This is a genomic window from Cohnella sp. WQ 127256 (genome assembly GCF_024519285.1).
Classification (GTDB): domain Bacteria; phylum Bacillota; class Bacilli; order Paenibacillales; family Paenibacillaceae; genus Cohnella.
Genome location: NZ_JAMZCY010000004.1, coordinates 680,927 through 702,704 on the forward strand (window position 1 = coordinate 680,927; position 21,778 = coordinate 702,704).

The window sequence follows — 21,778 nt, forward strand, 5'->3', positions numbered from 1 at the left end:
ATAGAAGGTCGTTCTATGTAAAACAGTCGCACCTTTTTACTTGATAGTGGTCATTTTGTTCCTGGCGTCTCGCATTTTGCTTGGCGTCAGTCCCGTATACTGTTTGAATATTTTATAAAACTGCTTCTTCTCCCCGTACCCGACTTGGCGTCCGATCTCCTCTACCGTCAGGTCGGTTTCCCCGAGGAGCCGGATCGCTTCGTCCATTCGCTTCTCATGGATGAACGCCATCGGACTTTTGCCATAGCATGCTTTAAAGATCCGACTGAGATAGGAGGCGTTGTAACTGTACTTTGCGGCAAGCTCGTTCAACGAGATTTTACCGAAGAAACTCGCTTCCAGATCCCTTAGCATATCAGAAGCCACCTTATGCGGCAGAAGGGGGGCTCGCTCGTTGTCCTCCTCCCTCATCTTTCTGAAAATATACGTGAGAATCACCTGTAAGTACCCTTGAATCGCCGTTTTATAGCCGATCGACTTCTCATCGAATTCTTCCAACATACTCTCGAACAGCAAGTCCAACTTGAGCAGATCTTTTCCCCGAAAAATGACCTTCGGTACAAACTGGCTGACTTTCGTGCTGAACTCCACATAAGCCGACAGCGTCAATATATCTATTGCGTTCTCCGCGTTCATTAATTCCTTGCCGATAAAAACGGGATCAAGCAGGCAATTGACGATCGTCATCTGCGTATCCGACGAGAAAGCATGCGTCTGATCGAAATCGATAAACAGCACGTCCCCTCTCTCAACCGAATAGCTCACCCCGCCTACGTTGTGTATTCCGCTCCCGGAAGCGATGAACACAATCTCGAAGAACTCGTGAATATGCTCGTAATCGCTGCTCGAAGTCGAATACCGGAACATATTGATATTCTCTTGAGGATCGATGTTATCGGAAAGCTTATATTGATACATAGCCGCTTCCTCCCGATGATTTATGTTGGCAAAAATGAGAAGCATCCAAGTAAAATAAGCCGTGACTTAGCAGACAGAACGTTTAATTCGACCAAGCATTTTCTCTGCCAGTACAGTTTGTTGCCTATATTATCGCAAAACCCCCAATTAGTCGACATATAATGTCCATGAATAACATCAAATGCGACAAGGCCTATTTCCTTAATCAGGTCTTTTTGAAGTTGTTCGTCAAGGGGATCGAAATTGAAGCTAAAGACACATCGCGCATGCGGCCGGCAACAAGTATCCCGCTACTATCTAGTTCAGGCGCCGGACTCCTTTCACAAGCATGATATGGAGGAATCCATATGGAATTAAGCAGTCCATATCTAGAAAGGGCAACTTGGCCTTCGCCAACAGGATCTAGCCGTATCCATGGACCGGGAAAAGAGTCGATTACTAAGCTAGCGGACATAACAAAAAATGGGTCAACAGCGTCAAGTAATGCCCCAACGCCATGATCCCATTTTATTCCATTAAGTAAGAACTATCCCAAACCCGATCCGGGCAAAGTAAACACCAAATATTTTTCGAATATTTCGCCCTACTTGTGATACGGTTCAGCTTAACGGGTCTATCGGCGAAAAATGCTAAGGAGCTGCCACGGCATGCTCCTTAGTTGATGTTCTTATGGATTTTTATTTTCATGATCTGCACGACAGGCTGACGATTCGGTGCCAAGGCACTTCGAAAAGTCGGATTCGCCGTTACTTGTGATACGGTTCTCCGCACGTCACTGACTGGTAAAGCAATTTCCGTAAAAGAATCGTCTTCCGTAAACCAGAAGACGATATTCTTAATGCTCTTGCGGTCAGCTTCCATGTCCTTAATCAGCGCCCGTAGTAGTGCTCGTTTTTCTTCATTAGTCGCTTCCTCAAACATGTCCTCAAAATTCTTTAAAGCATCTACAATGATATCCTTATTCAGAATAACATTTGACTGTAACTTTTCAATCTCACGTTCAAGATACGTGATCACTTGCTTGACCTCGTTGATCTTATCTTCAACCTCTTCGGACAACCGATTATATAGTGCCGCGCGAATCTCGCCAGCATAATAATCGGTGTCCTGCTTTTGCTGCTTGTCCAATAACTTCTTCAGACTGGTTTGCTGTATATTCAAATCCTTTTCAAGTTCTGCTGCACCTATAGACTCTTCACGCTTAAGACGGTTCATGATGCTATCAACGATCTCTTCATCGGCAAGCATCGTTCGAATCCACTTTCGTTCACGATTAAAGCTCGTGTTTTTGCGCCGCTCGCCATTCGATAATAAGATCATCGCGCATCGAACGTAAACTCTGAATTTCTTCGCGGATTTGCTGACGCCGGTCTGGTGTCGTATCGGATTTGCCATGCTCGACACCGAGCTTGCAGTGGCGTCTCGTGATGGATAAAAGCATTTGTGTTTGAGTGTCGTCCAGTTCAAGACCGATCAGCGAGCTGCGTTTGATTTCATGTGTAGCACGACAATTTTGAGCAATAGCCGTCATATGAAAAGCCTCCCAAGCAACAAGTTTGTTGCATGTTAGCTTGGGAAAAGGTACTTTGCAATATATTTCTCCGTATTTATATGGAATTACTTCGAGTAGCGAACCTGCCACATCTCATTTTCGAACCATCAATATGACCGACTCCACATGCCTTATATTCCTATACTGTCATTGGATTGAATTCATTAACTCGTAGAAATATTTAGGTTCATGAGTTTTATTAAGACTATACCAAGCGTCTAATGTTTTTGGAGAAAATACATCTAGCGCTTTTAAAACATGAACAGAAAATTCTAATGGAGCTACTCCGGATGCGGTGATCAATTTCCCATCGGTGACAGCAGATTCTACTTTGTAATATTCTTCGCCCGTGTAAGAATGGCAAACCATTTTAAGGTAGGCCAAATCATTGCTTGTGTGCCAACGTGAATCTAACAATCCTGCTTGAGCAAGTCCTAAGGTAGCACCGCAAATTGCTCCAACTACTACCCCTTCCTTTAAACACATCTCGGCAATTTTTAATATGGGCACGTGAATAGCTTCTGTCCATGTATTTCCACCAGGTAATATCAGTGCATCTACGCTTTTAATGCTGCACTCATCCACTTTAATGTCAGGCATTATTTTCAATCCGCCCATTGTAGTTACTGGAGTCTTTTCTATCCCAACGGTGACTATTTTTGCGGGAGCCAGCCCCTGTCTGAAGTATCTTCCAGAGTTCAGTTCGGCGGCTAAATAACCTATTTCCCAATCGGACATGGTATCAAACACATAAAGATATACTGTATTATTCATTTCTAAGTGCTCCTCATAAAGTTTATTAGGTAACAGCAACCATTCATCTTTAATGAGTGGTTATCATTATAATAAAACAACTTCACTGACAACTGCTGTCAGTGAAGTTGTTAAACTTGATAATATTCCATTAACTCTGAAGCAACCGCCACAAGTTTATTCTTTAGATTCTGTGGCTCTATAACTTGAATGGATTTCCCATAGGGAAGAATTATATACGGAACATGTGTATACAGTGATTCTTCCTCAAGTAAAAAAATTGCTTGCATTGATGTCCGCTCCTGCAAATGATGCTCCAAAAACCAATGTATGCATAAATCATCCAACGCCTCTGCCCTGCCACCAATAATTAAAGAAATTAATCCGGATTTACCTACTACATCTGGTAACAGATTTTTCATAAAAAAAGTACGCGCTGAAAAATCATTGGGACGCCTAAATGAGAATGGCGTGCGTGTGATGTTCAGAATTCGTTCTACCCGAAAGCTGCGGATCTCATTCCGCAGGTGGCAAAATGCAATTGTGTACCACTTATTGTTCCAATTAACCACGCCATAGGGGTCTATTACCCTATTTGGGGACTGCTCTTCATGACTGTTACGATAAGAAATTTCTACAGACCATTCATTTGCTACAGCGTGCTCCAATTCCTGCAATACCGGCTGAACAGCGGGGTATCCCCTGCGGTTTATTACTTCAAATCCGGCTAAATGATGGCTTAGTATACTTTCCTGCTCCTGATTCGAATACATTTTCAACTTGGATGTTGCATTCTCTAATGCCTCACTCAAAGGATATCCGGCTTCTTTTGCAAATAGGGCAGCATGAAGCAGTGTCTTTTTTTCATCCATACTAAATAACAGAGGAGATTTGATAAAATTGTGCAGCAAGCTATACCCGCCATTGTGCCCTGTGTCGGATATGATAGGGACGCCACTGGCACATAGTGCATCAATATACCGATAAACTGTTCTTATATTTATCTCTAACTTTTCCGATATTTGCTTTGCAGTCAATTTCTCTCCCGAATTCAACATCCATAGAATTGTTAGCATATTATCATTTTTTGGCATAACATAACCCTCACCTTTGATTACCACTATACTTAACTTCTAACAAGCACTTTAAGTGATTTGTTTGCTAATCCACTGTATTCCTTTATTCTGATCCTAGTAGTGTTGATACACTCCTGAATTCCTTGTTATTAGTAATCAACTCCGTTAGTGTTACAGGAGTGAAGGACAAGGTGCTTTTTCCTCTAAGTTTGCTCCATCCTTTCTCAGCTGTTATTTTAAAATGTCTTATATTAAGTCCATTATACATTTCATATAACAAGGAGCGCAGCCTATTTAGGCACACTCCTCCATTCCATCAATATGACTGATTCCACATGTGCCGCATGCTTAAGCCCTTCTTTGGGCATTTAGCATCGCCGCATCCACCTTCAACTCAATCCGCTGCTTTACCACTATCGATGATACGGTTCAGCTTAACGGGTCAATCGGCGAAAAATCCAGAGCGACGAAACATTCTGTCCCCATCTTAGCCGCATGCAAAATAGCAGATACCGTTTGACCAGTATCTGCCGAATTCAAGCAACTCTATTCTTCTATTCTACTTCTAACGAATGATCAAGACTAGCATTCAGCATGCGTAAGATCATGAGTAACGATTCATATCTAGTAGCATTAGCATTCGGACTGAATAAACCATCCGACGTACCCTTTACGATCCCCATGTCGGATAATATATCAATCTCTGCCTCTGCCCAGTGACCTATAACATCCTTGAACTTCGCATTTTTCACGAAATTCGTGTTCATGACTTTTGAAAGCATCTCTATGATTTCTGCTCTGGTGATCGTCTGATTCGGTTTGAACGTTCCGTCCAAGTAGCCATCAACAATACCTAATGTTTTTAGTGTAGAAATGGCATCTGCTGCCCAGTTACCTTTGGTGTCTACAATGTCGGAACCGCCTTCTGACGTTAATCCAAGTGCTCTTACTAACATAGATGTAAACTCTGCTCTAGTTATCGTAGCATTAGCATGAAATGAACCATCCTCATATCCCTTGATAATCCCAAGCTTAGTCGCTAGTACGATGGCTTTAGCATTTGGAGCATTCGCGGATACATCCTTAAATGATACTGCAGGTACAGAGTTCGATTGTGCTACCATTGCCTTAATTACATCAATATTAACCCCATCAATGTAAAATGATTTTGGTGTTGGTGTTGGTGTTGATGTTGGTGTTGGTGTTGGTGTTGGTGTTGGTGTTGGTGTTGGTGTTGGTGTTGGTGTTGGTGTTGGTGTTGGTGTTGGTGTTGGTGTTGGTGTTGGTGTTGGTGTTGGTGTTGGTGTTGGTGTTGGTGCTGAGGCGCGCATCACTTCAATGGTATACGTCTTCGTCGTCATACCATCTTGCGCCGTCACCAGGACCGTAATCGTGTTGCCTCCCTCGTTAAGTCCAATTCCGTTTGAAGCTGAGGCGCTTGTTGCTGCCACGCCATTCACGGTCACCGTCGCAGCGGGATCAGCTGCGGTTGGGGTTACCGTCAAGCTACTTACGCTGTTTGCCACGCTTGCCGTGTAGCCGGTCGTCGCCGCCGCAAACGGCGATGGGCTCAGCGCTCCGATTGACAACGACAAGCCGCTCAAATCGGCGTTGCTGCTTAGCGCGTGCGCCACATTTCGAGCGGATATCGTTGCCTGACTCTTGATCGTAGGCCACAATAACCGCATAGAGTCCTATATTTGGGGTAAACGTTCCTTGAATACTAACCGTTCCGTATACGGAACCATACACTCCAACTACACCTACCAACCATCTCCCTTTCATTTGAAAATATACATATCTCGTTATGGTTCTCTTTTATGGCATCCATTTGTCCATAATTATTACCTGGCATATGTCACTTTACAATAATAATGCGATTGTTTCTGTAATCTGCGTTACAAAATTGTATGAATTTTTCTAATAAACGGAAAATTTATAGCAATAATAATCCCCAAGCTTCATCTCGTCAACAGATAATGTCCCCTGCATAAATTAGGAATTACATACTTCCGAACCGACCAATAAGCCGAATCATCGAATGGCACACGCTATCCTTCGAACACTTCGCACCAACTAAGACTTGTCGTAAATTTCATGCCATTAAGACCATAATTTTCGACCTACTTATGATACGGTTCACCGTATCATCTATACAGCGAAATCGAAGGCACCCGACTAGGTGCCTTCCATCTGCCTATTACGAATCATTGGGTTGGGCACGTATCATTGAAGGTCAAGGGACGACTACTCACAGCAATAAGCTTTTTGAACCCCCAGTCGAACTGGGGGTTTTCGTTTACAAAGAAATGAAGGACGCCCCGATCGGGCGTCCTTCACAGATACTAGCTAAGCGAATCCAACAACGTCTTCAACTGTGGGTTAAGCTCCAACACATTCAAGATGATCTGCAACGCTTCTGCACGTGTGGAATTGTTCTTGGGATCGAATCTTCCATTCCCTTTACCGCTAACGATACCTGCTTGCGCTGCTGCTTTGATCTCGTCAGCTGCATAAGCACCATTCAAATCATTGAAGTTGCCCTTTGTTGTATCTTTCGCCACGTTATTTAGGTCTACGATACGGGACAGCATAATGACCATTTCTTCACGTGTAATCGTGTTATCCGGCTTGAACGTACCGTCGTTGTAGCCTTTGATTACCCCTGCCGCTACAAGGTTCTCAATATCTTCTTTTGCCCAGCTATCAACAATGTCCCTCAATACAACACTCGTATTACTGCCACCTTGGATATTGAGCACACGATTTAGAATCACTGCAAACTCAGCGCGTGTGATCGGACTGTTCGGTCTAAACGTACCATCTGTGTAGCCATTAATCAGTTTCAGTCTGACGAAGATATCGATGGTCTTCTCAGCCCAGTGCCCTTGCGTGTCAGCAAAATCAATTGTAGCATTTGCTTCCTTGGCTTCCGCTACTTTGGATTCAATCGTCTTTACTAAATTGGCTTCATTAACAACGCTGCTGTTAAATACATCTGCCGTAGGCTGTGTAGAAACAGGTGTCTGTTCCGGATCAGGCGTCGTAGTAGGTGTCGATGGCGTCGATGTATTCGTGCTGCCGGATGGTTGTCTCGGCGTCACGGCATTAGAGGCGTCGGAAGCTACGCTGCTGCCCGCACTATTGACAGCTTGCACCGTAAACGTATATGTCACTCCGTTGGATAGCCCTGTTACCGTGATCGAGCTCCCAGCCCCTGTTACGGTAATATTTCCTGGCATAGCCGTAACCTTGTAGTAAACGATGTCGCTTCCGCCATTCGCCGGGGTGGTGAAGCTTACCGTTGCTTGTCCATTGCCAGCAACCGCGGTTACACCCGTCGGAGCCGATGGAACCGTTCGCGGCGTTGCGCTCACTTCATTGGACGCGGTACTGTCCCCTCCCGGGTTCGTCGCTTGGATGACAAAATAGTACGTTGTGCCGTTCGTTAATCCTGTTACATCATAGCCGTATACCGAACCGCTTACCGAAGCTTCCTCTGATCCATAAGCGCCGGAGGTTGAACTTTTGAATATATTGTACCCCGTGGAACCGATCACCGGATCCCACGTTAGGCTTATTCGAGCATCTCCCGGTGTAGCAGGCCCCAGTATCGGTACTCCAGGCGCTGCAACCTGCGGCGTTGCGCTCACTTCAATGGAAGCTGCGCTGATTCCGGATGGATTCATGGCTTTCACGACAAAATAGTATGTTGTCCCATTGGTTAATCCGGTGGCATCATACGTTAATCCGGTCACTGTAGCGACCGCATCTCCATAAGTGCCGGAAGCTGTCCCCTGGTACACGGCGTAGCTGACTGTCCCATACACTTCACTCCAAGACAAAAGCACATGGCTGTCTCCCGTTGTAACAGAATCCACTCCCGGCGCAGCTACTCCAGGCCAGGGGAGTGTCACAGACTGGCTCGTAATCTGCGTCAAGCCTGATGAATCGAAGGCGAGCTGTGCCCCTGTCACCTCGGCTGCATTTGTTGCGCCAAGGCCGGTAAAGGTTACGACACCTGCGCTCGCTGTTGCCGTTGCTGTTCCGGTCAGCGTCCACGCGCCTGTATCCTGCTTCAATACCGTCACGACCGTGCTGCTGTCGCCCGTGCTCGTATTCCCATAAGCATCGCGAAGCGTCACGACCGGCTGCTGCGCGAACGTGCCTCCATTGCTGGCGGGTGCTGTAATGGCTGTGGTCAGCGCCATCGAAGCCGTGGTGCCCACCGCTGGTGTAATGCTTACCGCGTTCGCTGCCGGCGTTGCCACGCCCGCCACGCTGAATCCGATCGTTTGCGCCGCCGCCTTGTTCAGCTTCAGGTTCGCTGTCGCTACGCCGTTCGCAAACGTAACGCTGACTGTGGTCGTCCCTGCCGTCAAGTCTGTCCCGTTAAAGCTGCCATAAGAGCCGTCGGGCGCTGCTGTATAACCGGAGATCGTCACATTGCGCGCTCCGCTAAACGTTGTATCCGTGTTGCCTAGCGAATCCTGTACCGTCAGCGTGACCGCTTCGTCCGCTCCAACTCCGGGTGTTGCCGATGCGGCAACTGCACTCACAGTATACTTAGGAGATACCGGAAATTTCATCACGGTCGCTTTACTGGAATTCCCCCAATCACTATAGACAACATACGGGATCCCGCTGCTATCTAGCGCTATCGATGTATCATAAGCTTCACCTGCCGATAAACCCGCACTGCCTACGGGCTCCCAACTGCTTCCGTCGTATTTCATTACGGTCGCTTTACTGGAGTTTCCATTATCGGTATAGACAACATACGGGATCCCGCTGCTATCTAGCGCTATCGATGTATAATAAACTTCACCTGCCGAAAAACCCGCACTGCCCACAGTCACCCAACTGCTTCCGTCGTATTTCATTACGGTCGCTCTACTGGAGTTCCCATAATCCGTATAGACAACATAAGGGGTCCCGCCGCTGTCTAGCTCGATCGATGTTTGATAAACTTGACCTGCCGAAAAACCCACACTGCCTAAGGGCTCCCAACTACTTCCGTCGTATTTCATTACGGTCGCTTTACCGGAATTCCCCCAATCACTATAGGCAACATAAGGGATCCCGCTGCTGTCTAACGTGATCGATATACTTTCTGCAGAATTTGCCGAAAAACCCGCACTGCCTACGAGTTCCCAACTACTTCCGTTGTATTTCATTACGGTCGTTTTTTGTGAATTCGCAAGATCCCTATAGACAACATAAGGGGTGCCGCTGCTGTCTAGCGCGATCGATGTATCATAAACTTCGCCTGCCGAAAAACCCGCACTGCCTAAGGGCTCCCAACTACTTCCGTCGTATTTCATTACGGTCGCTTTACCGGAGTTCCCAAAATCCCTATAGAGAACATAAGGGGTACTGTTGCTGTCTAACGCGAAAGATAGATCACCAGCTGTACCTGCCGAAAAACCCGCACTGCCTACGAGTTCCCAACTGCTTCCGTTGTATTTCATTACGTTCGCTTTATTGGAGTTCCCATAATCCCTATAGACAACATAAGGGGTGCCGCTGCTGTCTAACGCGATCGATATATTTACTGCAGCACCTGCCGAAAAACCCGCACTGCCAACGGCTTGCCATTCATAGACACCAGCCGCTTGAACCGTCGCCTGCTGCACAGGCAACAATGGAGTAACCATAGTGACGACCAGCATCCAGATCCAAATCAGTCTTTTCCGCTTCAATTGACGCTTATTTGTTTTCACATTCATACCTCCGTTGTCGCTTGATCCATCATTAAACCTGTAAGATAGTCCTCTTTACCAAGACCGATTGCCTTTCTCTTTTGCTAGGTTTCTTATTTTATCATGATAGTGTAGCCCATTAATGAAACTTAAAGAAAACTTTAAATAGATTCGCAAGGATGGGAATACGAGCAAGTCGCAATCGCTTTACATGCCGGTTATATTATCGGCTTTCACGATGGCACGATGAGAATGGGCAATAGAGTCACACGTCAGGAAGCGGCTGTATTAATTGCTAAGTTCAAGGCAGCTCTCAAGTGAAAATATGTTTTCAACTAGCACAATAGCGGCGTAAGGGAGGTTATCCCTTCGCCGCTATTTATTAATGAATTAGATCTTTAGTTTTAATTGTGGTGAAAGTGCCAGGGGATTGCACCTGTCACAAATTTCGCCCTACTTGTGGTAAGGTTCCCCCCGGTTAATCTTAAAAGCCCGATAAACCTGCTCCAGCAGAAGAACCCGCATCAGCTGATGCGGGTAAGTCATGCGGCCGAAGCTGAGCTTCTTGTCGGCGCGAGCCAGCACGGCGCTCGATAAGCCGAGCGAGCCACCGATGACGAAGGAGATGGAGCCGCCACCGTAAACGGCTTGCTTGTCCATCACAGCAGCGAGCTGTTCGCTTGTCCAGGTCTCGCCATCGATGGCGAGCGCAACGACATGCGAATCCGGTTTCAACGCTGCCAGGATTCGCTCGCCCTCGCGAGACTTCACTTGTTCTTCCTCCGCCGGACTCATCGAGTCTGGCGTTTTCTCGTCTGGGAGCTCGCGAATATCCAACCGCGCATAAGCGCCGAGCCGCTTGGAGTATTCGTCGATCGCCCCAACCCAATACTTCTCCTTCAGCTTCCCGACGCAGACGATCTGAACCTGCATTCCTAGCTTCCCCCACTTATGATGTTCTGAACACGTCCGACCTGACCATCCTGCAGCCTAACCTTGATCCCATGGGGATGCTGAGGTGAATTTGTGAGTAGGTCCTTAACAATGCCGCGCGTTACTTTTCCCGTCCGTTGGTCTTGTTTCAATACGATATCAACCTCAAGGCCTGCTTTGACGTCGCTGCGAATTTTCCCGTTACCTGCCATGCTATCATTCAGCTCCTGCTTCATTTCAACTTGTTACCCCTATCGTACCACAAGGATCACGCAACCAAAAACCCGACCACCCCTCGAGGAGGGCTAGCCGGGTTCTATACTGCCTTAGTATAAACTCACTTTAATTAGAAGAAGCCGTAGTAGATTCAGTTATAGTCGCTCCTACTCTAGCCTTAATTCTTTTCAAGCTAGATGCCATTAGCACCACAACGAATCCTACCGAGATAGCCCACAACACAGTCGCATTAGATCCAACCGAATCAAGCCCCCCGAAATACATAACCTCTCGCAAGCCCCCGGATACGAATCGTAAAGGCGTCCAAGAATAGATCCAATCCTGAGTCGTCTGGGAGAGGAATTCCGGTGCCATGTTCAGTACCGGCATCGAGAAGAACATGAGCAGCACCAGGATTCCCATCGCCGGATACCCGATCCAATTGAGCAAGGTAGACTGAATTAAGAAGAATACAGCCCCACCAAGCCACAAGATTAGCCAAGTATCCACGACGTGCGATAATTCCATTCCGTACCACGACTTAGCCATCCACACCAGAAAACCCGATGCGGCGCCTACGATTATTAAACCAGTCGCAGTCTGTATAGCCTTGATGGACAAGCGTCGAGCAACCGCAACCTTTGTTTTCTGATTGGTTAAGAATAGAATCATAGCTGTTACTAGGCTACCCATCCACATAATCTGAGTAAGTAAACCCGGAGCGCTCCCGCTCGCATTATTCCCACCCACCGGATGAACGCTTTCCTCCTGTACCTCAAAAGGCGTCAACAACGCTTGTGCAACGCTCACTTGAACCTGTCCCCCTGTTTGTTGACCCAGTTGCACGAGCAACTGCTTCGAAAGCTCTAAGCCAACGCCCTTCATCGCTTGCCCTAGAACCTGCTTTACAACCGTAGCGGCTTGCATATTCATTCCCTCGTTTGCAATGACTTGTACAGTTGCTGGTTGAGGAGCAGACGACGCGAGGGATAGCAAACTGCTGCTTAGATTTGCAGGAATGATCAATGCTCCATAATACTCATGTTCATCTAGCCCCGCGCGAGCTTCTTCCTCGGAACCGACCGTTTTCCAAGCAATCGGAAGCTGCGTATTCCCCATCAACTTCTCTTGAATCATCTCCCCAACTGCAAGAGCCCCTCCTGTAGGTAAATCTGCAGGCTGATCGAGAACAACTAGCGCGACAGGCAAGTCCTTAGGCTTCGTTCCCAGCACCGACCCCATCATCGCTACACCAAAAACAATCAAAACAACCATCACGATAACAATACCGATCCATAATATTTTCTGTTTAAAAACAGCCACTTTCTCCACTTCTCCCTCTTAAATATAATGAACATGATGTTGATTATCGACCAATATGTTCATTATAATGAGAACTAGAAACAATACAATAACCAGCTCTGAGCTGATCTGTTCATTACTCAGCAGACTAACGAGCTTCTGTTAATTATCTTTTAATATAAAATATGTAATAAGAAATGAGGCTCTGACATGTCGAGCAAAGTTGACCGGAGACAGGTCCGAACAAAGCAGCTTATGTACACTGCTCTAATGACCCTTATCGAGGAAAAGGGAGCAGAGGGGGTTACCGTAACAGATATTGCAAACCGTGCAAATATTAATCGGGGAACCTTCTATCTCCACTACCGTGATGTACCCGATATGCTGGAACAGCATAAGGAAGAAGTATTCGAGAAGATTACAGAGCAAATCTCTAAGCTAGAAATCACCGACTCCATGCAATATGCCAGCAAAGATGAGTCCTATCCTGTTATTGTCGGGATCTTCGAGGAGATTGCAAAGCATGCCGAATTTCTACGTGTCTTATTCGGTCCTAACGGGGATCTTGCCTATGCGATCCGTTTAAAGAAACTCATTGCTAATCAAATTTTCGAGAAAATGAACCGCTGGCAGCCTCTAGATGAGAAAATGCTTATCCCTCGGGATTACCTGACCGCTTATATTTCTTCTGCCAATTTTGGAATATTCATTCATTGGATTGAATCCGGTATGAAGCAGACGCCTCATGAGATGGGCAGGATAATGGCACAGCTTCTCTACTATGGCCCCGTTGTATCTGCTGGACTAAGAGACAAAACAAGCAGTAAAACTGAATCTATTGATTAGAAACTTATACCATTCCAAAACTTTTCCCAAACCCTTTTAACAAATAGGCTAATATAATGTAAACTAAGATGATCATCATAACGATTACTGTTCTGTGCAGTACACTCGGGAGCGACCCTCTATGTCTATTCCAGCAGCCTCTATAACCCGGACCTATTCAACCCCTGTAAGCATATGGATCATTCTGATCAGTGCAACTCTAATTTTGGGAAGCTTGGTGGGCTTGTTTACTAATGCCTATGAGAAGCGACTTACCCAAGAAATCCATAACGACGCTGCTAACGAGCTATCCTCTACAGTCAACACTCTATCTACTATTATTAATAGTAAGCTTATTCTGTCCAATGGACTCGATGCCTTCACCAAAAACCAACTCACATTTAACTCGAAAATAAACCCGGACCATTTTAACACATTTGCTGCTAACTTCATTGGGAATCTTCAAGGTATTCGCAACCTCTCCATCTATCCGAACGGCGTAGCCGAATTCGTCTATCCACATACGAACAACGAATCTCTGCTGGGCTTGAATTTGTTTACCCATAATGATCCGACCGTTCGAGATAATGCTGTAAGAACCAAGCTCTCAGATCACACAACGATTCTCGGTCCTTTGGAATTAGAACAAGGTGGCTTAGGAATTATTGCTAGAAAATCGATTTATGTAGGCAGCCAGTTCTGGGGCTTTGTTTCTGTCGTGCTGGACATTACTCCTGTGTTGCAGGAAGCGGATTTATTCAATACGAATAAAGGAATCGACTTCGCCATCAGAGCGAATAATCAAATCCTTGTGGGTAATCCTCAGTTGTTCGAATCTCCCCAATTACTTGAGAAAGTAAGGTTATTAGAGGGCTTCTGGGAAATTGCAGCTATACCCAATCAAACAAGACTGGATTCCGTACAAGCGAGGGCCAGAATCTTTCAAATCATATGTGCTTTTTCAGTGCTCCTCGTTATTTATTTCTTGTACGTCCAGCTCACACAGAAGGCCAAGCTTAGATCCCTAGTTACAGAACGCACCCGTAAGCTTGTCCGGACTAACCGACAGTTGGAAGCTACTTTCAAAGAACTCAATTCTGTTGAGGATGAGTTGAGAGAACAGCTCCGGCTTCTAGAGAATAAGGAGCAAACCGTTAGGCATATGGCGTATCATGATGCGGTTACCGGTTTGTATAACCGAACTTACTTCAACGAACGTCTTGCGAAGCTAATCGCTAATAGCAAACAAACCGAGCAGTCGGTTGCGGTATTATTTCTTGATTTGGATCATTTTAAAATGGTAAACGACACAACAGGCCATAGTTACGGTGATCAGCTGTTGAATGAAGTCGGGCAAAGGTTAACCCATACCCTTATGAATGGGGAGACGATCTCCCGCATCGGTGGGGATGAATTTACGATTATCGTGCCCAATGTAACGGACATCGATCAGGTCAGACAAATTGCCAAACAAGTTCGCGGATTATTTCAGCAGCCCTTCAACATACAGGATACAGAGTATTTGATTACGACAAGTATTGGAGTGGCCATCTATCCAGAGCACGGACAAGACGATACGACCCTAATGAAGAATGCAGATCTCGCGATGTATCGTGCTAAGGAAGAGGGCAAGAATCAATACCGCTTCTATGACAGAACCTTAAATCCTAACCCCGAAGATACTGTAGAGATTATGAATAATCTTCGTCGGGCTCTGGACAACGATGAGTTTGTCGTTCATTATCAGCCTCAGATTGAATCCCGTACCGGGAAAATGATTGGATTAGAGGCGCTAATTAGGTGGAACAATCCGATTAGGGGCTTAATTGCTCCCAACAGCTTTATCCCAATCGCGGAAGAAACAGGCCTTATTATTCCTATTGGAGAACGTTTGCTGCAAATCGTGTGCGCTCAGAGTAAGGCCTGGCAGTTGGCTGGATATCCACCCATCAGAATCGCTGTTAATCTTTCCCCAAGACAATTTGGTCAGACAGATCTGGCGGATAGAATCAGAACGATTGTTGAAGAGGCTCAAGTAGATCCGAAATATTTGGAGCTTGAGATTACGGAGAGCATGGCGATAAAGGAAGATTCACTCGCCACGTTGCAAGAGCTTCGCGCACTCGGATTCACGATATCAATCGATGATTTCGGAACCCAATATTCTTCACTAGGTTATTTGAAGCTCTTGCCCGTTAATAAAATTAAAATTGACCGTTCCTTTGTACACGGAATTAACAGAGACCGTAAAGACGAAGCCATCATTCTGGCCATGCTGCTCATCGCAAGTCGTCTCGACTTGACCGTAATTGCGGAAGGCGTGGAAACTACCGAGCAGCTAACGTTCCTGCAGGACAACAACTGCCACGAAATTCAAGGATTTATCTTCCACAAGCCTCAGCCAGCGGAGGCTATCGAACCCTTATTGGCTAAGCAGGTTGCTTTGTTCCTATAGGGAACAAGCATGACAACACCCAAAGCAACACCCAAAGCAACAACCAAAGCAACAACCAAGATGACAACCATGCTTAGAAGGCTTCCGCCTTCCTTAGGGATGGGGGGAGCCTTTTTAGGTCTGATACGATTTAGAAAAGACAGTGACACAGAACTCTAGCTTGCTCTGGAGAGTATTTATCTGTGCAGTTAGATGACACAGAACTGAAGAGTGACTAATGTGTGTTTTGCGGTGTGCAGTTTGGTGACAGCGAATTAGAGAGTGACTAATATGTGTTTTGGACCGTGCAGTTTGGTGACAGCGAACTAGAGCGTGACTAATATGTGTTTTGAGAAGTATAAGAGAGGAATATCCCCTACCACTTAGGTATCCAAGGCCAAATAAGTGCCCTGGTGGAGCGAGCAATTGAGTTGGGACGGCGCGAAGGCCAAATAAGTGCCCTGGCTGAGCGAGAATTCGAGTTTGGTCGCGGCGAAGGCCAATAAAGTGCCCTGGTGCAGCGAGAATTCGAGTTTGGTCGCGGCGAAGGCCAATAAAGTGCCCTGGTGCAGCGAGAATTCGAGTTTGGTCGCGGCGAAGGCCAAATAAGTGCCTTGGCTGAGCGAGAATTCGAGTTTGGACGATGCGAAGGCCATTAATGTGCCTTGGCTGAGCGAGAATTCGAGTTTGGACGATGCGAAGGCCATTAATGTGCCTTGGTGGAAAGACTATTCGAGTTTGGTCGCCGCATGGCAAACAACCGTAAATCAAAAAATCCCACAAAGTCCGATAAAGGACAATGTGGGATCTTAAATTTATCTACTCCGCGATGAACCACGGCCGCCGCCGCTGCCCCGACTACCGCCGGATGAGCCCTTGGAGCCTTTGAAGCCTCCACCACCAAAGCCACCGCTCTTAGGTCCAGCCGATCGACCGCCGCCGAAGCTGCTACCGCCACGTTGCTCAGGCTTGCGCCCCGAGCTAGCGGAACCGCCGCCCGATGAGCGCCCAAAACCGCCGCGTCCTTCTGGCTTACGCTCACTGCTTGCTTGAGCCGCTGCATTCTCTGCTCTGCGCTCACTCGAGTTGCGTCTGCTTGAGCCGCCCTTACCAGGGCGTGCCGCGCGTTCCTCCGTTGGCCGCGCCGTGAAGCCACCACCGCTGCGCCCACCCGGTTTACCGCCGCCGAAGCTCTTGCCTGCTCCGCCAGATGGTTTACGTCCTGAACCCGCTCCGAATCTACCACCCGAAGCTGGCGTCCGTTCGCTACGCTCGGAGAAGGAGAATCCAATCGCTTCATCCGAAGCCGCTTCACTCGCTGTCGATCTACCGCTACGACCAGCCTTCACCGCATCACGGCTCTGACCACGATCAACCCACTCGCCTGCGCTCGAGCGGTTGCCCATACCCGGCTTCGCCGTAGGAGCACCACGTCGCTTATCCCCGCCGCGCCCAAATCCAGCGCCTGCGCCGTAAGACTTATCGCCGCCACGAGACTTGCTCGCGCTAGTGCCACGGCCCGCTTGACCCGCGCTGCTTCCGCTACGCGTACGTCCGCCGCCACTGCCGCCTCGACCAAGACCACCACTGTTGCGTGGACCTTCCAGCCCACCGCCGCCTAGCGACAAGCCTTCCTCGGTTCTGCGCTCCATGATCATCTGAATGCCGTCCTCAATGTCCGCCAACTCCCGGCGATCCTTCGGTGCAATCAACGTAATGGCAAGCCCCTTCTCGCCAGCACGTCCAGTCCGACCGATCCGATGAATATAGCTCTCCACATCAATCGGCACATCAAAGTTAAATACGTGAGTTACGCCTTCAACATCTAATCCCCGTGCCGCAATATCCGTTGCAACTAGCAGCTGCAGTCTTGCATCACGGAACCTTTTCATGACTTGCTCCCGCTTCGCTTGAGACAAATCACCATGCAGCTCATCTGAGGAGTATCCCAATTCCTGTAAAGCTACATTAAGCGTGTTCGCACGTCTTTTCGTCCGGCAGAAAATAATACTCAAGTAAGGCTGAGTCGTTTCCAGCAGCTTAATTAAAGTAGCCTGCTTATCCCGATCTGAAGTTTCCACAGCCCATTGGCGGATGTCCTTAACTGTAATTCGTTCGGCCTTCACCGTAACATGCTTCGGACTACGTAAAATCCGGCCAGCCATTTCCCTAATCGATGCAGGCATCGTCGCAGAGAATAGCATCGCTTGCTTCTTATAAGGAGTTTGGCGCAGGATCTCCTCGACTTCCTTCAGGAAGCCCATGTGTAGCATCTGATCCGCTTCATCCAAGACGAGCATTTTCACACCATCTAGCTTAATGGTCTCCCGGCGCAAATGGTCAAGCAGCCGTCCTGGAGTCGCAATAATGATGTGCATATCACCCTTCAGCTTAAATAGCTGAGCTTCAACATCCTGCCCGCCATATACAGCCAGAACTTTAATACCATCTTCGCGCGTAAGCAGCTTCTTAATCTCCGCTGTAATCTGTATCGCAAGCTCCCGCGTAGGGGTCACGATCAATCCCTGCACCTGAGGCACATTCGTTCTAATTTTATCCAGCATCGGTAGCACGAACGCAAGCGTCTTCCCCGTACCCGTCTGCGCTTGGCTTATTACGTCATACCCTTGAGTCACGATCGGAATCGTTTCCTCTTGCACTGGCGTCGGAGTTACGATCCCCATCTCTTTCAGTATCGCAACCCGACCTTCTGACACGCCTAACTCTGCAAAATCCGTCACCTAATCCACTCCATCCTCTAATCCCTATTTCAATTGGCTTCCCAAACCCAAACCTTACTCATCCGATCCGATTCTTTGGCCATTACCCTCTATCCTACCACATCCAAGCAATCCACATGTACTGTTCTTAACATTCCTCTGCAAGCCTAAACGGATTTCGCCGTCCTTAGGAGTGGAGGAACAACGTTTATGTCGGAGACGATTTAGAAGAGGTTAGCGAATTTTATACTTTCTGAGTCGTTAGAAAAAACCCGCAGTAATCCCAAATATCTTGGGTTACGCGGGTTTCTGGCTTTCAATCATGCTGTTAAATTCCTATTTCTTATACCGGAATCGATATTACATTGCCGCAGAACTCACACTCCTGTGAACGCCCTGGAATCACCCGTGAGCTGGAACCACAGCCAGAGCAAAGAACGGACTGCGCAGCATTTCCGGAATTTCCACCCCTTGAGTTGGAACCTGCTGCAGCCGCTTGTCTATCCTCGTTATGGTTATCTCTCCGCTCATCTGAAGCATTTTCCGATGAATTCGGGCCCGTAGCCGTACGATTATTCAATGTAACCGATCTTCTAACCGTATCTAACTTAGCATCCTGCAGCTTTTCAGAAGCGATCATATAGCTTAAATCCTGAGTCACATTACGAATGCTCTCTCCCGTTAACTCCGTTATGCGATCAATCGATTCTACACCCTGAGCAGTAATGAAATGGTTATACATCTGGTACAGGTTGTCCATCTTCTTCTTTCTCGTTGCTCCTAGGACGTAGAACAATATCGCTGGAATACCGAAGATTATGGCGGAAAGGATAAGAACTGCCATCGCGCCAGACATGTCCTCTTCCTGTGAACTCAATTCTACAAGTAAAACCAAACCAGAAATAGCCGCACCGAAGGTAACAAAGGAGTGTCCCACCAGCGTGTAATCCTTTGCCCGAAAGTGATTGTAGTTTCGATGCTTTATAAACCTAATAATCAACAGCGCAATCCCGACCGGAAAAAAAATAAATACAGCTATTAGAATGAATGCGCTATGGATCTTAGGCTTATCTATAATCTTATCTATACCCACAGTATGATCCCTCTTTCTTATGCCTTCAATTGAATGAGCTGTTGATTTCTGCTCGTAACCAAATTCGAAATCTCACGAATTTGTCTCAGCAGTCGCTGATTATCTACATTAGCGTCTGGCGAGCTTACAAGCTTACTAATCTCACTCGATAGCTGTCTTACCTCATGAAGCAGGTTTTCCTCTGTTACAGTCAGCGTTGGATGTGACGATGGATCGCTATATCTAACCTTTTCATCCAGTTCCAAGATCCCCTTCGTTAGTCCACCACTCGACTCGTTAGTCCAGCCTTCAAGATCATGCTTAATTGAGAGCAAAGTCCCACGCATATCTGGCACCCACTGAAGCGAGGTTACCGAGTGATCATTATCCTGCTGCTCTGCATGCCGGAAATAGATCGTAACTAAGCTCGCCATAATCCCTGCAAGAGCTAAAGCGATGAAGTGCGTAAGGCCGTAGGAGAATGTCGTTGCACCATAAATCAGTGACATTGCGATAATGATTACGATAACAACAGCTAGATATAATCCTGCGATCGCAACGAATGCCAGATATCCTGGGATCAAGGCGCGTGATTTTTTTCCACCGGACAAATATTGAGTCATCAATACGTAAATCGCAGTCTCCGCTAGCATTAAGGCACCAAACGATATCCAAGTATGACTTGGCTGCGAGAATGGTAGCCCCATCAGAAACACGACTGACAAAGTGATCAATATAGCGAGGATATAGATGAACATCACAATTCGAGAATAATCCTTTTGCTTCTCCATGCCGTGCCTCCTAATCAATCAATTTATTGCCGCATTCTAGACAGAACTTCTGTCCAGGCTTCACATCATGCTGGCATTGGCCACATTTCAGTGACATGCTCGTCCCACAATTCATGCAAAACTTACCCGCGGGGTCAACCTGCTCTCCACAATTGCGGCAAGGGTTGCCTCCGAACGAATGACCGCATTTGGCGCAGCTTGCAGCGTCTTGTGCGTTGTCTGCCCCGCATTTCTCACAGGCGTTATAGGGATCACCACAATGCAAGCAGAACTTAGCACCCGCCGGAAACATCTTGCTACAGCTATTGCATTGCACCTCTGTCGCTTGGGGCGGTACTGCAGCCACCGCATAGTTATGTCCGCAAGAAATACAGAATTGAGCCTCTTGGCTAATCATCGTCTGGCACCTCGGACAGGCTTTGCTAGGTACGGGAGTCGCAATATTCAGTTGTCCCGCTAGCCCTGACATCTGATTACCCATGACCCCACCTATGCCAAACCCCATACCCATGCCCATTCCGGCTCCCATGACATTCGCGCTAGCACTGCCTTCGTTCCTAGCCGCGCCCTCGAGTGTATCGAAGGTACGCTCCTGCTGGTAAGTATAGCCGAGAATATCCATCTCCGCCTTCTTAGCGAGAGCTTCCTTTAATCTTTCAGTCGCCGGATCATCATCTGGGATGTTAATGGAATCTATGAAGAAATTCAGAATCCGAATGCCATATTCAAGGAAAACAGGCCCAATTCGTTCTTCAATATGCTTGGATATTTCCGAGATATAAGCGTTAATCTCCAGAACACTAATTTTCTTGAACACTAAGTACGAGGAGATGAGTTCTTTAATATTCATCATCAGCAAGCCGCGGAAATGCTTCGTCATGGCGTCCTTATCGAATACCGGAACTGTACCGATCAGCTTCAAAAGAAATTTACGTGAATCCTCAATCTGCAATCCGAACTGCCCGAAGGAACGCACAGATACGATAATCTGATACTTCGGATCCTGAAGCTGTAACGGTGACGCCGTTCCCCATTTGACATCCAATGCACTAATTTTATTGACATACCATACTTCCGCTGTGAATGGAGACCGTCCTCCGAATGGTAGGTTTACGATCGTCTGTAGCCCAGGTATATTTTGCGTGCTTAACGTGTGCCTGCCTGCTCCGAACAGATCCAGCGCTTTGCCGCCTTTGAACAGTATCGCTTCCTGCGTTTCATTCACGATCAACTGCGTCCAAGTCCCTAACTCCTGGTTAGGATATTTCCATGCGAATATGTCCGCAGGACCATCGAATTTGACCACTTCAACGATTGCCATTGCGCATTTTCCTCCTCTATGATTAATGAACCTGAAACGCGGTCCATAAACTTACATCTGATATTTAATCCCTTCATTCATCATAATTCGACTCTACTTCTATTCTACATTTATTATTTTTTTCCTTTGCATCATTTGACAATAGAGGAAAAGTTTTTTTGAT

Annotated in this window: 18 protein-coding genes; 2 read left to right on the plus strand and 16 right to left on the minus strand. The window is 47.0% G+C overall.

What is annotated here, in order from left to right; genetic code table 11:
- Positions 1–36: 36 nt before the first annotated feature.
- The 11 genes from M1K58_RS14495 to M1K58_RS14545 form a co-directional block, all read right to left on the minus strand.
- Complete coding sequence (locus M1K58_RS14495) at positions 37–918, minus strand: AraC family transcriptional regulator (protein WP_256759565.1); 882 nt, start codon at positions 916–918, stop codon at positions 37–39.
- 654 nt (positions 919–1,572) lie between these two features.
- Entirely contained in the window at positions 1,573–2,166 is a 594-nt protein-coding gene (locus M1K58_RS14500; protein WP_256759566.1) for a hypothetical protein, read from the minus strand.
- A 25-nt stretch (positions 2,167–2,191) separates the two neighbouring features.
- Complete coding sequence (locus M1K58_RS14505; protein WP_256759567.1) at positions 2,192–2,449, minus strand: hypothetical protein; 258 nt, start codon at positions 2,447–2,449, stop codon at positions 2,192–2,194.
- 168 nt (positions 2,450–2,617) lie between these two features.
- Complete coding sequence (locus tag M1K58_RS14510; RefSeq protein ID WP_256759568.1) at positions 2,618–3,244, minus strand: type 1 glutamine amidotransferase family protein; 627 nt, start codon at positions 3,242–3,244, stop codon at positions 2,618–2,620.
- 110 nt (positions 3,245–3,354) lie between these two features.
- Positions 3,355–4,317 (minus strand): helix-turn-helix transcriptional regulator, encoded by a 963-nt coding sequence (locus tag M1K58_RS14515; RefSeq protein WP_256759569.1) that lies wholly within the window; start codon positions 4,315–4,317, stop codon positions 3,355–3,357.
- Between the two features lie 536 nt (positions 4,318–4,853).
- Entirely contained in the window at positions 4,854–5,888 is a 1,035-nt protein-coding gene (locus M1K58_RS14520; protein ID WP_256759570.1) for an S-layer homology domain-containing protein, read from the minus strand.
- Positions 5,806–6,084: a hypothetical protein gene (locus M1K58_RS14525; RefSeq protein WP_256759571.1), complete on the minus strand. Its 279-nt coding sequence runs from the start codon at positions 6,082–6,084 to the stop codon at positions 5,806–5,808. The genes M1K58_RS14520 and M1K58_RS14525 overlap by 83 nt, the downstream gene beginning before the upstream one ends.
- 560 nt (positions 6,085–6,644) lie before the next feature.
- Positions 6,645–10,022: an S-layer homology domain-containing protein gene (locus M1K58_RS14530; RefSeq protein ID WP_256759572.1), complete on the minus strand. Its 3,378-nt coding sequence runs from the start codon at positions 10,020–10,022 to the stop codon at positions 6,645–6,647.
- Between the two features lie 432 nt (positions 10,023–10,454).
- Positions 10,455–10,934, minus strand: coding sequence for a 23S rRNA (pseudouridine(1915)-N(3))-methyltransferase RlmH (gene rlmH, locus M1K58_RS14535; RefSeq protein WP_256759573.1), 480 nt, complete (start codon positions 10,932–10,934; stop codon positions 10,455–10,457).
- A gap of 2 nt (positions 10,935–10,936) precedes the next feature.
- Positions 10,937–11,146 (minus strand): YwbE family protein, encoded by a 210-nt coding sequence (locus tag M1K58_RS14540; protein ID WP_256759675.1) that lies wholly within the window; start codon positions 11,144–11,146, stop codon positions 10,937–10,939.
- Between the two features lie 130 nt (positions 11,147–11,276).
- On the minus strand, positions 11,277–12,473 hold the full coding sequence (locus M1K58_RS14545; protein WP_256759574.1) for a YhgE/Pip domain-containing protein: 1,197 nt from the start codon (positions 12,471–12,473) through the stop codon (positions 11,277–11,279).
- Between the two features lie 189 nt (positions 12,474–12,662).
- On the opposite strand from M1K58_RS14545, the gene M1K58_RS14550 reads away from it, so the two are divergent.
- Together M1K58_RS14550 and M1K58_RS14555 are read left to right on the plus strand one after the other, a co-directional pair.
- Positions 12,663–13,298 (plus strand): TetR/AcrR family transcriptional regulator, encoded by a 636-nt coding sequence (locus M1K58_RS14550; RefSeq protein ID WP_256759575.1) that lies wholly within the window; start codon positions 12,663–12,665, stop codon positions 13,296–13,298.
- A gap of 121 nt (positions 13,299–13,419) precedes the next feature.
- Positions 13,420–15,732 (plus strand): bifunctional diguanylate cyclase/phosphodiesterase, encoded by a 2,313-nt coding sequence (locus M1K58_RS14555; protein WP_256759576.1) that lies wholly within the window; start codon positions 13,420–13,422, stop codon positions 15,730–15,732.
- Positions 15,733–16,094: 362 nt separating this feature from the next.
- Here M1K58_RS14555 and M1K58_RS14560 read toward each other — a convergent pair whose 3' ends face one another.
- The 5 genes from M1K58_RS14560 to M1K58_RS14580 form a co-directional block, all read right to left on the minus strand.
- Positions 16,095–16,418 carry a hypothetical protein gene (locus M1K58_RS14560; protein WP_256759577.1) on the minus strand — a complete coding sequence of 108 codons (324 nt, stop codon included), beginning with the start codon at positions 16,416–16,418 and terminating at the stop codon, positions 16,095–16,097.
- 108 nt (positions 16,419–16,526) lie between these two features.
- Positions 16,527–18,452, minus strand: a complete 1,926-nt coding sequence (locus M1K58_RS14565) for a DEAD/DEAH box helicase (RefSeq protein WP_483862589.1) — start codon at positions 18,450–18,452, stop codon at positions 16,527–16,529.
- A 322-nt stretch (positions 18,453–18,774) separates the two neighbouring features.
- Entirely contained in the window at positions 18,775–19,524 is a 750-nt protein-coding gene (locus M1K58_RS14570) for a hypothetical protein (RefSeq protein WP_256759578.1), read from the minus strand.
- 17 nt (positions 19,525–19,541) lie between these two features.
- On the minus strand, positions 19,542–20,294 hold the full coding sequence (locus M1K58_RS14575) for a hypothetical protein (RefSeq protein ID WP_256759579.1): 753 nt from the start codon (positions 20,292–20,294) through the stop codon (positions 19,542–19,544).
- A 10-nt stretch (positions 20,295–20,304) separates the two neighbouring features.
- Entirely contained in the window at positions 20,305–21,615 is a 1,311-nt protein-coding gene (locus tag M1K58_RS14580; protein WP_256759580.1) for an SPFH domain-containing protein, read from the minus strand.
- Positions 21,616–21,778: the final 163 nt, after the last annotated feature.

Coding starts and splice junctions, on each gene's coding strand:
- M1K58_RS14495 (WP_256759565.1), bottom strand. CDS start 918: ATGTATCAATATAAGCTTTCCGATAACATCGATCCTCAAGAGAATATC.
- M1K58_RS14500 (WP_256759566.1), bottom strand. CDS start 2,166: ATGCTTGCCGATGAAGAGATCGTTGATAGCATCATGAACCGTCTTAAG.
- M1K58_RS14505 (WP_256759567.1), bottom strand. CDS start 2,449: ATGACGGCTATTGCTCAAAATTGTCGTGCTACACATGAAATCAAACGC.
- M1K58_RS14510 (WP_256759568.1), bottom strand. CDS start 3,244: ATGAATAATACAGTATATCTTTATGTGTTTGATACCATGTCCGATTGG.
- M1K58_RS14515 (WP_256759569.1), bottom strand. CDS start 4,317: ATGCCAAAAAATGATAATATGCTAACAATTCTATGGATGTTGAATTCG.
- M1K58_RS14525 (WP_256759571.1), bottom strand. CDS start 6,084: ATGAAAGGGAGATGGTTGGTAGGTGTAGTTGGAGTGTATGGTTCCGTA.
- rlmH (WP_256759573.1), bottom strand. CDS start 10,934: ATGCAGGTTCAGATCGTCTGCGTCGGGAAGCTGAAGGAGAAGTATTGG.
- M1K58_RS14540 (WP_256759675.1), bottom strand. CDS start 11,146: ATGGCAGGTAACGGGAAAATTCGCAGCGACGTCAAAGCAGGCCTTGAG.
- M1K58_RS14550 (WP_256759575.1), top strand. CDS start 12,663: ATGTCGAGCAAAGTTGACCGGAGACAGGTCCGAACAAAGCAGCTTATG.
- M1K58_RS14555 (WP_256759576.1), top strand. CDS start 13,420: ATGTCTATTCCAGCAGCCTCTATAACCCGGACCTATTCAACCCCTGTA.
- M1K58_RS14560 (WP_256759577.1), bottom strand. CDS start 16,418: ATGGCCTTCGCATCGTCCAAACTCGAATTCTCGCTCAGCCAAGGCACA.
- M1K58_RS14575 (WP_256759579.1), bottom strand. CDS start 20,294: ATGGAGAAGCAAAAGGATTATTCTCGAATTGTGATGTTCATCTATATC.
- M1K58_RS14580 (WP_256759580.1), bottom strand. CDS start 21,615: ATGGCAATCGTTGAAGTGGTCAAATTCGATGGTCCTGCGGACATATTC.